The sequence below is a fragment of the Vibrio sp. SCSIO 43009 genome (assembly GCF_023716525.1).
In the GTDB taxonomy this organism is placed as follows: domain Bacteria; phylum Pseudomonadota; class Gammaproteobacteria; order Enterobacterales; family Vibrionaceae; genus Vibrio; species Vibrio alginolyticus.
In genome coordinates this window covers 1,122,707-1,137,179 of sequence record NZ_CP071843.1, presented here as the reverse complement: position 1 = coordinate 1,137,179, position 14,473 = coordinate 1,122,707, and the positions used below count along the sequence as shown (strand labels likewise).

Here is a 14,473-nt window from a genome sequence, read left to right as displayed (position 1 = left end):
AGACTGCGAATCCCGATGGCAGCTTCACTTACGTGGCAACTGCGGATGGCAATCCTGTCTTCACCATGAACGTGAATGCAGACGGTACATATGACTTCCGTCTGGAAGGGCCAATCGATCACGCGTTAAACAGCGATGAGCTAGTACTGAACTTCCCAATCATTGCAACAGACTTTGATGGCGATACGACGACCGCGACCATTCCAGTCACGATTACTGATGACGTTCCAACCATTAATAACGTTGTTCCACTGACAGTAGACGAAGATGATCTCGCTACAATTGGCTCAGACCAAAACGATGATGCGTTTATGTCGGGCTCTTTCAGCACAACTGAAGGCTCAGACAGCGTTGTTAAATACCAGCTTGATGCAACGGCAGATCCAGTAGCAGGGTTGACCTCTCATGGTGAGCCTGTCGTGCTTGCTGAGACAGCAAATGGTGATGGCAGCTTTACTTACACTGCCACAGCAAATGGCAATGACGTATTTGAATTGTGGTGAAGCAGACGGCAGCTACACCTTTACTCTGCAGGGCCCACTAGACCATGCGGTGAATAGCGACAGCTGCAAATCGACTTCCGATTATCGCAACAGACTTTGATGGCGATACATCGACAGAAACACTACCTGTCACCATCGTTGATGATAAACCAACCATCACTGACGTAGACGCAATCCGTGTGGATGAAGATGACTAGCGACGATTGGCTCTGACGGCTCAGATCCAATTTCAATCGATGGCAACTTCACTACAACGCAAGGTTCTGATGGGGTAGTAAGCTACCAATTAGATACTGCAGCAACGCCAGTTGATGGTCTAACATCACAAGGTGTGGCCGTCCGCTGGCTGAAACGCAAACGGCGACGGTAGCTACACTTATGAAGCGACAGCGGAACTGAAGCAGTATTTACGCTGACCGTGAATACGGATGGTTCATACAACTTCACGCTGCAGGGTCCAATCGACCATGCGACAGACAGTGATGAGCTGACGCTGAACTTCCCAATCATAGCAACGGATTTGATGGTGATACCACCACAGAAACGATCCCAGTCACCATCGTGGATGATAAACCGACCATTACCGATGTTGATGCGATTACCGTTGATGAAGATGACTTAGGTACGATTGGTCAGATCAGACTGGCCCGATTTCAATCGATGGCAACTTCACCACCACACAAGGCTCTGACCGAGTGGTAAGTTATCAGCTTGATGCTTCTGCAACACCAGTTGACGGCCTTACATCACAAGGCGTGGCAGTTACGCTGACTGAAACCGCAAACGCTGATGGCAGCTTTACTTACGAGGCGACAGCGGGTAGTGAAGCGGTCTTTACGCTGACGGTGAATACTGATGGTAGCTATAACTTCACGCTTGAAGGTCCAATCGACCACGCGGTAGATAGCGATGAGCTGACACTCAACTTCCCAATCATCGCAACAGACTTTGATGGCGACACCACAAATGCCACTATCCCAGTGACAATCGTGGACGATAAGCCTGTTATTACCGACGTCGACACCATTACGGTTGATGAAGATGATCTAGCGTCAATTGGCTCAGACCAAAGCAATCCAATTTCTATTGATGGCAACTTTACTACCACACAAGGCTCTGACCGAGTGGTGAGCTACCAACTCGATGCTTCAGCAACACCAGTGGACGGTTTAACATCGCAAGGCGTGGCTGTCACACTGATAGAAACCGCAAATGGTGATGGTAGTTTCACTTATGAAGCGACTGCGGGTGGCAACCCAGTATTTACTCTGACAGTAGATACTGATGGCTCTTACAACTTCACGCTAGAAGGGCCAATTGATCACGCGGTGGATAGTGATGAGCTGACACTCAACTTCCCAATTATCGCAACCGACTTCGATGGCGACACCGTTACTGAAACCATTCCAGTCACGATTGTTGATGATGTACCGACCATCACAGCGGTGGATGCGTTGAGTGTCGATGAAGATGACCTTAGCGGCGTGGGCTCAGACCAAACTGACGCTGTGTTCGTTGAAGGCGCGTTTACCACTATTCAAGGCTCTGACCGAGTGGTGAGCTATCAACTGGATTCAACGGCTGATCCTGTTGCGGGGCTAACGTCTCAAGGTGAGGCGATTACCTTGGTGGAAACCGCCAACGGTGATGGCAGCTTTACTTATGTGGCGACCGCAGACGGCAATCCGGTATTCACGTTAAACGTAGCAACAGATGGCACTTACGATTTTACGCTGCAAGGCCCGATTGACCATGCAGCTAACAGTGACAGCCTGACGATTGATTTCCCAATTATTGCCACCGATTTTGATGGTGATACGACTTCGGCAACCATTCCAGTCACGATTACGGATGATGCACCAATCATCGATAATGTTTTGCCTCTGGCTGTAGACGAAGATGATTTATCAGGTATTGGCTCAGACCAAACTGACGCTGTGTTTGTTGAAGGCGCGTTCACCACTACCCAAGGTTCAGACCGTGTGGTGAGCTACCAACTTGATTCAACTTCTGATCCTGTTTCGGGGCTAACCTCCCAAGGTGAGCCAGTTACTCTGGTAGAGACTGCGAATGCTGATGGCAGCTTTACTTACGTGGCTACCGCGGATGGCAATCCGGTTTTCACCATGAACGTGAATGCTGATGGCACATACAATTTCCGTCTGGAAGGGCCGGTAGATCACGCGTTAAACAGCGATGAATTAGTACTGAACTTCCCAATCATTGCAACAGACTTTGACGGCGATACGACGACCGCGACCATTCCCGTCACGATTACTGATGACGTTCCAACTATCGACAACGTTGTTCCACTCACGGTGGACGAAGATGATCTCGCCTCAATTGGCTCAGACCAAAACGATGATGCGTTTATGTCGGGTTCTTTCACCACAACTGAAGGCTCAGACAGCGTTGTTAAATACCAGCTTGATGCAACAGCAGATCCAGTATCTGGGTTGACCTCTCATGGTGAGCCTGTCGTGCTTGCTGAAACTGCTAACGGCGACGGTAGTTTTACTTACACAGCCACGGCAGATGGCAATGCCGTATTTGAATTGATTGTGAAGCCAGATGGCAGCTACAACTTTACACTGCAAGGTCCACTAGACCATGCGGTGAATAGCGACAGTCTGCAAATCGACTTCCCGATTATCGCAACAGACTTTGATGGCGACACCTCATCGGAGACGTTACCTGTCACTATCGTTGATGATAAACCAACCATCACTGACGTAGACGCAATCCGTGTGGATGAAGATGACCTAGCGACGATTGGCTCTGACGGCTCAGATCCAATTTCAATCGATGGCAACTTCACTACAACGCAAGGCTCTGATGGGGTAGTAAGCTACCAATTAGATACTGCTGCAACGCCAGTTGATGGCCTAACATCGCAAGGTGTGGCAGTGACGCTGACGGAAACTGCAAACGGCGACGGTAGCTACACTTATGAAGCGACAGCAGGAACTGAAGCCGTATTTACGCTGACCGTGAATACGGATGGTTCATACAACTTCACGCTTCAGGGGCCAATTGACCATGCGACAGACAGTGATGAGCTGACACTGAACTTCCCAATCATCGCGACGGATTTTGATGGTGATACCACCACAGAAACGATCCCAGTCACCATCGTGGATGATAAGCCGACCATTACCGATGTCGATGCGATTACCGTTGATGAAGATGATTTAGGCACGATTGGCTCAGATCAAACTGACCCGATTTCAATCGATGGCAACTTCACCACCACACAAGGCTCGGACCGAGTGGTGAGCTATCAGCTTGATGCTTCTGCAACACCAGTTGACGGCCTTACATCACAAGGCGTGGCCGTCACGCTGACTGAAACCGCAAACGGTGATGGCAGCTTTACTTACGAGGCGACAGCGGGGACTGAAGCGGTCTTTACGCTGACAGTGAATACCGATGGCTCTTATAACTTCACGCTAGAAGGTCCAATCGACCACGCAGTAGATAGTGATGAGTTGATACTCAACTTCCCAATCATCGCAACCGACTTTGATGGCGACACGTCTGCTGAGACAATTCCTGTCAAGATCGTTGATGACAAACCGACACTTGGTGGCATCGAAGCAACAAGTGTGCAAACGGTTGACGAGGACGATATCCCAACAGTCGGATCTGATGGTACGCAGTCGAACAGCATTGCAGGTAACTTCATCGCGACTGATGGTTCTGATGGCATTTTGGAGTACAGCGTTTCTGACCTGACGACGCCAGTACAAGGCCTGACCTCTGGTGGTCAATCTCTGGTTATGGTTGAAGTATCAAACGCAGGTGGCGTTTCAGTTTACGAAGCTCGTATTGATGGCACGACGACACCAGTATTCCGTGTGACCCTTGATGCCTCTGATGACAGCTACACGTTCGATTTGCTTGCTCCTCTCGATCATCCAAATGCTGATGGCCAAAATGAACTGGTCATCAATTTACCGATAAACGCGACTGACTTTGATGGAGACGTGTCGAACAACATCACCTTACCAATTACGGTTGTGGATGATGTTCCGACCATTGATGGTTTGCTAGCAGGCAGCGAACAAACCGTTGATGAAGATGACCTACCAGCAGGTACGGATGCTGCAAGTGCAGAAGATACTGTTATTTCAGGTACTTTTGATATCACCGAAGGTGCTGACCAAGTTGCTTCTATTCAGCTGAGTGACCTGACCACGCCTGTTGCGTCACTGACTTCAGATGGTGAAGCTATCACCTTAGTTCTGTCTTCTAGCGCAAATGGCGTGAACGTATACCAAGGTGTTGCTGGCAATCCTGCTGAAGTGGTTTTCGAACTGACGCTGGATGCAACGAACAACTCCTATGAGTTCGATTTACAGAAGCCGCTTGATCATCCCGATGGTAATCAGCAAAACGAGATTGTTATTAACCTCCCTGTGACGGCGACAGATAATGATGGTGATACTTCACCAGCCTTCACATTGCCAATTACCGTTGTGGATGATGTTCCAGTTGTTACCAATATTGAAAGTCTACGTGTCGACGAAGATGACTTACCTCTTGGTTCTGATGGAACGAAAGAGCCATTAACGGTATCAGGTGAGTTCGAAGTCACTAGCGCAGATGGTATTGATGCTTTCGAATTGGATCTGAGCTCAAATCCTATCCCGAATCTGAAATCGGGTGGAGAAGAGGTAACACTTTCTCAAGACGTTGGTGCTTCAACTGCTGACGCGCGTGTTTACGTGGGACAAACTCCGGGTGGAGTGACGGTCTTCACGTTGACACTTCATCAAGATGGTAAATACGACTTTGAGTTATCTGGTCAGTTAGATCACGCGGTTAACTCTGATGAGATTTTGTTGAATCTACCTGTGAAGATCACGGATGGCGACAACGATATCATCACTGCGACCTTGCCAGTGACCATCGTAGATGACAAGCCAACCATTGATGCTATTAGCTCTGGTAGTACCTTGTCTGTGGATGAGGATGATATTCCGAGCCAAGGTTCGGACGACACGCCAGAATCCAATATCATTGGTGGCAACTTTGACGTTACTGATGGTGCCGACTCTATCGTTAGCTTCCAGTTGGATAGCTTAACGTCGCCTGTTTCTGGACTTACCTCAGGTGGTCAACCGCTTGAGTTGGTTGAGTTTTCAAATTCAAATGGTGTGATTGAGTACCGAGCTTATGTACAAGGTACGACGGACACCGTCTTTAAACTGACGCTAAATGGTTCAGCAGACAGTTATGAATTTGAACTGTTGGGTGCACTTGATCATCCTGCGGGTAACGATGAAAACTCGTTAGTCATCAACTTCCCAGTCAACGCGACCGATTTTGACGGCGATGTGTCCAATAACATCACCTTGCCGATCACCGTGGTGGACGATGTTCCAGCGATTGTGAAAGTGACAGACTCTAGCCAACAAACCGTTGATGAAGATGATCTTTCCGGTGGCTCTGACACGACAAGTAATGATTCTACGGTATTGAACGGCGGATTTGAGGTCGTTGCTGGTGCAGACAAGATTGTCAGCTACCAAGTTTCAGACCTCGATGCCGTCGTGTCAGGCTTAACGTCGAACGGCAGCAGCATCGAGTTGAATCTAGTAGGCACCAATGGTGGAGTAACCAGTTACGAAGCGGTTATTACTGGCACATCAACTAAGATCTTCACGCTGTCTCTTGATGCGAATAATGACAGCTACCAATTTGAGCTGTTGGGACCAATCGACCATGACGCTGTTCAAGGTGAAAACAACCTTGTCATTGATATTCCAATTACAGTAACAGACTTTGATGGTGACACGTCATCATCACTGAATCTTCCAATTACCGTAGTTGATGACATTCCCGAAATTAAATCAGCAGATGCTTTGGCTGTAGATGAGGATGACCTTGCCAACGGCTCCCAGGCAGCCAACAAAGACAGCCTAGAAGCAACGGGCAATTTCGATACGGTGGAAGGGGCAGATACCGTTGTCTCTTATCAGCTGGATCTTACTTCTAACCCGATACCAGGAGTCACTTCAGGTGGTCTTGCGGTGACGTTAGTTCAAACCGCGGTAAGCAACAACAACTTTACTTATCAAGGTCAAACACCTGATGGTAACTCAGTGTTCACGCTAGTTTTGAACGCTGACGGCTCTTACAAGTTTACGCTTGAGGGTGCGCTAGATCACTCAACTCAAGGCGAAGATACACTCATACTTGATCTCCCAGTCTTTGCGACCGATGTCGATGGCGATACGGCCGGTATTAACTTACCAGTGACGATTACCGATGATGTTCCAACCTTGCACGATGCATCTATTTCGCGTGTTGAGGGACAAGGCAGCCGCACGGTTCGTTTATTCCGAGACCCTGTAGAGGGGGATGATGACCTTGGTGCTGACGGCGCACAAGTGACTTCATTCTCGGCTGATGATTCAGGCATTTACTTCAAGCAAAACGGTGTTGATTCCGATTCTGTTGATTTAAACGGCAGCAACCAAGTTGTGTTCGTTCACAAGGTTCTTGACGGAGTGGATACTGAAATCGGTCGTTTGGTTGTTCGAACCGATGGCAGTGTGTCATTCCGTCCGAATGACGATCTTGACCATACCGAAACCGACTCGATTGATTTCACCATAAACGTTGTTGCAACCGATGGCGATGGCGATATCGCAGATGCCGATGTGGATATCTCGATAAGAGACCGCAATGCGCAAATTGACACGTCTACCGTTACTGCGTTCGAAGACCAAGGGCGTGATGGTGTCGTTGTGGGCGTTGACTCTGCAAATACTCAGGACAACTTGTCGACGCTGGATGTTAGCCCTGCGAAAGTCGACTTGGTTATCAATTTACATGATATCGACCGTAACGAGAGCTTAGGTGACATCACTATTCGAGATGCTGATACTCACAACGGTACGTTCTACTACAGAGACGGCAGTGGCAACTACATTGAATTAACATCTGTGGGCAATACGGTTGTTCTCGACGCATCAAATGTTGAGCAGTCATTCAATGGTGAGCTTGTCTCGCTAGATAACTTGTACTTCGTACCAGATCGTCATACATCAACCGATGCTTCTGGTATCGATCCTCGTATCCGCGTGGAAATTCTTAACAATGGTACGCCAGATCATACGATTAATGGTCGTTTAGACATTGAAGTTGCTGCCGTTGCAGATATTGCAACGTGGACGGCAAACAGTGAATTTCACTACTCGGTTGATGAAGATGGAAACAATGTCGCACTTAACATCACGGCTGAAACCCAAGACACTAGTAACCCTGAAGGCATTGTGTTCGAGCTTGTCTTTACACAAGGAGAAGGTAACGCAGAGTTAGTCTATTCAGATGGTAGTGCGATACCAAAATCCGGTGGTGTTTATCTGGTGGATGCAAGCCGAATTGATGAAGTTCAAGTTGATCCGATAGATAACTTCTCGGGCGAAATCAGAATTGATGTCACCGCTATTACGACGGAAAACAACAATCCACTGCTTGGGAAAGATACCGCTCGCTCAGAAACCGAAACCATCATTATTGATGTAAACCCAGTTGCGGATAAAGGTAGTTTTACTGTAAATCGAATTAATGTGTTTGAGGATAACGCTCGAACTCAAAATACGGTAGACCCTGTCACTGATCACGACCCACTCCAATTAAGTGAAGTGATCACCATGAAACCATCAGCGGACTTAGATGGTTCTGAAGCGTTATTTGTGCGCATTTCTAACTTCTCAATTGATGGGGTTACTTTGGTGTGGCTGGACTCAGCAAACCCAAGTCAGATAGTAGAAGTGACCGATTCAGGCGGCAATGTACTTTATTACGAAGTGCCAGAGTCTGAATTAGCGAACGTCGAAGTTCTTCCTCCGTTGCACAGCAATGATGACTTTACTTTCAATGTCGAAGGCATTGTGAAAGACACAGCATCATTGTCTACCGGTACGACAGAAGATGTGTTGTCACTGGGCAGTAAGACCGTCATCGTTGGTGTAAAAGGTGTTGCTGACATACCAGACACGGTATTAATTGACGCGGGGAACGTTTGGAACCGGTTCGTAGACGGAGATGTGGCCGGGATAGAGACGACTATCGAAGAGAATGGTGTTGTAAACCTTAACTTCTCGGTTGTATCTGGTGAAGTTGCCGATAGACCACAGGATGATTCAGAAGCCATTACTGTTATCCTGTCCAACATCCCCGACGGTGTTCGTGTCGTAGATTCAGACGGCTCAAGCGTTGACCTCACCTTTGTTGGCTATGATGGTAACGGTCAACCGATTTACGAAGCAAACATCACTGGGCTGAATTTTAATTCCGGTATTCAAATTATTCCGGAAGCCTCTTCAACTGAAAACATTGCGATTACAGGGACGATCATTGTTACCGAGAATGATGGTCATAGTCGTGTGATTGAAAGAGAGGTAAGGATCAAGGTCGAACCCGTTATTGACGCTCAAGATAACTACGTTGTTCGATCGGAGGGAGATGAAGATACGCGCTTTGACATCGATTGGAAACCGACGCTCGTACAAAGCCCTGATACCGATGAATTCTTTAGTGATGTAACCATCTCTGGATTTCCTCCAGGCAGCACGGTCTATGTAGATGGTGTGGCACAAACGCTTGTTTCTGGAACACTAACGCTTTCACCGCAAGCCGGTGAATCAGAGCAAGATTTTTCCGCTAAAATCTCTCAAAGTGGCTATGTTCAAGTCCAGTTGGAGCAGGATTCAAGTACTGACTTTGACTTGACCACGACCGTCACTGTGAAAGAGATTGACCATGAATATGTTGACGCTTCGAATCCCGGTGAAGGTATCGCTGAGAAAACCATCAATGGTACGGTGAATGTCCAAGTTAATCCAATCGTTGAGCCAGAGGATAAGACGGGGGCAATAGATGACCAAACCCGTCTGCTTGTCACTGAAAGTGGTGGTGGTGCTACCGATATCGTGAAGTCAGACGATCAAGGTAACATTGACTTTACGATCAACACTTCTATGGGGGGGGAATCTGGTGCTCATATCATTAAATATCAAGAGTTTGATGCGTCCTCAGATGAAGTGGTGACTCAACTTGTTGTTCAATTTCACAATGTGGACCCTGAGATCCTCAACCAATTGGTTATCGTCGGTGCACTAAATGAAGGCGGAGGTCGTTGGACAGTAACCAATGAAGATAACTTCTCAATTAAAGCGCCGTCTGGTCTTGATTTAACACCAAACGATGACAGCGACGATGGCGATAACGGTGGTCTCTCTCAAATTGGCTTAACCATTTACGCAGAAGTGAATGATTTGGGCGAAGATTTGGGCAACGAAAAAGATGCGACGGTCATGCGCCAAACGGATGTGACACTTGAATTTCCTACCGTTCTCACACCACAAATGAGTGTAGCGGCAGAGATTCAGGTGGCTGATGATGTCCAAATTCAAGCGTTGGAAGATAATTCTATCAACCTTGGTGCTCAGTTAACGTCGAAAGTTGATGCGATTAATGCAGATGGCGTGGAGGATGTCTTGACTATTATCGTCGATCCTTCAGCTCCTGGCATTCCTCCTGGTTTGGTGATCACGGGGACGGATATCGACTTTGTCAATGGCAAATACGTGTTCCAAGCCCATATCGATGCGAGTGGAAATATTACTGGCCTTGATGGTTTGACGATGCACTTGGCAGAAGATTACGCAGGTGATTTCGAATTACCAATTCGGTTCGTCACTAAAGACACTGAGTCCGGTGATGAAAAAGAAAATAATGTCCAGTTTCCAGTTCAGGTTTTACCGGTTGCAGACGTTCCGAGTTCAGCCGGGGATCAGCCGTTGGATAGCGATGTCACACCGAATGTAAAAGTAGATATCGTTGGTACTTTCGGCTTGGATGCAAACAAACAACCTGTAACTGATCTAAATAACGACGTTTCCACGGCGGATGGTGTTGGTTACGAAGATGGCTTAATCCAACTTAACTTGAGTGTTGATTTTGCCGATCAATTTAACAACACTCAAGGTGGTCTAGAAACACTAACGAACATCAAGTTAGAGCTTGATGACACAACATTAGGTGAGTTTGTTGATGCCAATGGTAACAGCTTAGGAACCAGTATTGAGTTTAATGAAGCTGAGATTTTAGCTGGTGCGCTTGACAATGTTCTGTTTAAGCCAAAAGAAAATTACCCCGTAGGTGGTGGCCAAAATACCGTCAAGATTAATATCGAGGGAGAAATTACTGATGAAGCTGTGTTTGATCAGTCTATCTTGAATAACTCTGGCGATAATATAGATGTAAGAACCTTCACTGACGATGTCACATTTGAAGTTACGCCAGTCGTTGATGACATTACCATTACAGGTGCCGATCCGACGCAGCCAATCACGGTGATTGGTGACGAAGATACTTTAATTTCGCTGAATCAATCGGGCTCTGGTGTTTCGATCAGCCTGAACGATAATGACGGTTCTGAGAGTTTCGTTTCACTCAAGTTAACGGGACTTCCTGATGACTTTATCGTTAAATCCAATTCCTCTGATTATGTTGTTAAGAATAACGGTGGGGGCGAATGGAGTATTCAACTAAAAGATCTCACTCAGACGTCCATTGACCTGAGTGACATCCAAATTAAACCGCCAAAACACTTTAGTGGCGAGGCTGAGATAGGTATTACGGTCTTCATTCAAGAGGAGTTGCTACAAGTACCAACGGAACGAAACAACAACTTTACGCTGATTGTTAATCCTATTGGTGATGATGTTGATGTGAATCCCGACACTTCGGCTGCAGGTAATGAGGGCGAAGACATTGTTATTAATGTAAATGCGTTAGTGGTTGATAACAAAGAGTCCATCGGAGATGGTGCAAACTACCAGGAAAATGATCCAGAGACGCTGAGAGTTGAGGTCTCAAATGTCCCTGGTGGGGCGAGCGTTTCATTACCTGATGGGACAGTATTTACTGACCAAGGCGGCGGCGTTTTTGTCTTAGAAATCAATGCTCAAGACTTGGATCAAGTGGTGTTTAATTCTGGTGATCGCAACGATAACTCATGGGATGGTTCGCTGCATTTCAAAGTGCAAGCCGTTGATACTGGGCTCGATGGCAGTCAAAGCTTGGGCTCCGCAGAGGAGTTTGATGTCACTGTTGATGTTGAAGCAGTGAACGATCGTCCAGAGTTCGTCAATACCGTGGATGTGGAAACACCAGAAGATACGCCAATGCTGCTTGATGGTTTCAGCATTACCGATATTGATGCCGTACTCGATGATCCGAATGCTGAATACGTACTCAATGTGAACGTCGACAGCGGTATCTTGGAGCTTAATCCAACGCTCATCGCTACTTACAACCTAACCGTGAGCGGTGATGGTACGGACTCCGTTGAACTGAAAGGCACAGTGGCCGACCTAAACAATGCCATTGCAGACGGTCTGATTGAGTTTAACCCAGAGCTGAACTTCTTTGGTGACGTTCAGGTGGACGTGACAGTCGATGACCAAGGTAATGAAGGTATCGTAATTGGTGGGGTAGATGACACCCTAAATACCAACAGCAGCAGCTTCAATATTGAAGTAACAGCGGTGAATGATACCCCAGAAACTACACCAGTGACGCTACCGGATATTGAAGAAGACAGTGGTGTGTTCTCCATCTCTGAAGCGGATCTTATTGCGAATGCGACAGACGTAGAGAACGATAATCTCACGGTTAGCAATGTTCAGTTAACGGATCCGAATTCGGGCAGCATTACTTTCAACAGTGGCACGGGAGAGTGGGAATTTACCCCAGCACTAGATTACAACGGTCCAGTTGAAATCACGTACACCATTACAGATGATGGCACGACAAATGGTGCATCCGATCCTAAATCGGTTAACGGCAGCGCATCGTTCAACGTAACGGAAGTCAATGATGCTCCAACGACGTCTGAAGTGACACTTTCTGATATCGCAGAAGACAGTACGGCGGTTGATATTACCCAAGCTGATTTGTTGGCGAATGCGTCTGATATTGAAAACGACACCTTGATGGTGAGCAATGTCCAGTTGGTTGATCCAAGCAGCGGCACATTGGATTTCGACAACGTAACAGGTACATGGTCATTTACTCCTGCGCCTGGCTACAACGGCAAGGTCGATCTAACCTACGACATTACCGACAACGGTACAACGAACGGTGTTTCAGATCCTCAAACGGTGTCAGGAACGGCGACCTTCGAAGTCACTGAGGTGAACGATGCACCGGTAACATCAGAGGTAACGTTGAGTAGTACCGAAGAAGATGGTGGTTCGGTAACTATTACGGATACTGAGTTGCTGAGCAACGCAAGTGATCCTGAGTCAGACAACTTGACCGTCGATAATGTTGTGTTAGTGGATCCAGCTTCCGGCACGCTGACTCAAGTGAGTGCGACAGAGTGGACGTTTGAACCCGCAGCAGATTTCTTTGGTGACGTTAATTTCACTTATGAAATCACAGATGACGGAACCACTAACGGCGCTCCAGACCCAATTACAATCTCGGGCACAGCAGTGTTGAATGTTGAAGCTACCAATGACGCACCTGAAATCACTGCAACGTCGGTAACGGATACGATCAATGAAGCTGATGGCCAGAAAGTAACGGGTATTAGTGTGAGTGACGTCGACTTTGCGGGCGCACAAGCAAATGAAAGCATGACCGTGACTCTTACAGTTACCGAGGGCGACCTTCGTGTCGAGCCGCCAGCAGGTAGTGGTGTGACTGTTGGGGCGGGGATGGCTGGTGAAATCACCCTAATGGGCACACCAGATAATATTAACTCTGTTCTTGGAGCAACAGACGCTTCTGAGGGTGTATTTGTGGATGCAGGAGATGTCAACGCAGCTTCAATCACTTTATCGGTGAAAGTCGAAGACAACGGCGTGTACTTCGAAAATGCGGGTACCGCATTGGAAGCGAATCAAGATTTCACTATCAATGTGACACCTGTAGCTGATGCACCTACATTGAGTATCAATCCTCAGTTTAATTACATTCGTCAAATTGCGGCTAGCCAAACCGCGAGCAGTCAAGGTTTAGCGATTGTCGGAATCATGGCGGCGCTTACTGATATTGACGAGGTGCTGTCTTTGGAGCTAACGGGCGTACCAGCTAGTGCTGAGGTAACAAGTGGCGTTTCTCCATCAGGCATTAGCTTCGATGGTACCACTTGGACAGTACCAAGCGATGAAATTGATACGCTAGAAATTGTCGCAACAGATACTAACAGTGGTATTGATGTCGGTTCTTACGATATTTCGCTTACGGCGATATCAACGGAATCTAATGGCGATGAGGCGCAGTCTTCACCTGTCCAAATTAGTTTGGATGTGAGTAGTGATAGCGACGATATTGACCAGTCAACCGCAGTGGACGACAGCTATTTAGTCGGTGGAGACACAGGTATCAATTTGATTGGTGGCGACGGTGACGACGTTATTCTGGGTGGCGATGGCGATGACGTTCTTATCGGTGGCTTAGGCTCAGATATCTTAACGGGTGGAGACGGCAGCGATATCTTCAAGTGGACGGTAGATTCCGTTGATGAAGGGGCAGTGGATACCATTACTGACTTCACTGTTAACGAAGACAGTATCGATTTACGTGAAGTTATCTCTGATCTCAATAACTCAATGATCGACATGGATGATCTGCTTGGTCACATTTCGGCAGACTACGATGCATCGACGGAAAGTGTTTCTCTGAACATTACGACGGATGCAAATGTTCAACAGACTATTGTCGTGGAAAACTTAGGTACTTCAATCGACTTCAACGGTCTCAGCTCCAACGAGATTGTAGAGTCATTGCTCAACAACGGTGTTATTGATAACGGATAAACCTGTATGCAACATAAAAATGGGCGGCTCTGATAAGCCGCCCATTTTTTTCGGGAAAGCTTGATTTTAAACAGGAGATATTTGAATCGAAATAGAAAGAAAGAGCGAAGCAAAGGGGTTATC

1 pseudogene is annotated in these 14,473 nt (G+C 47.1%); it reads left to right on the top strand.

The annotated features are described in order from the left end of the window. Window positions 1–32: 32 nt before the first annotated feature. Window positions 33–14,350 (top strand): annotated as a pseudogene (locus tag J4N43_RS20645) (T1SS-143 repeat domain-containing protein). The last annotated feature ends 123 nt before the right edge of the window (window positions 14,351–14,473 follow it).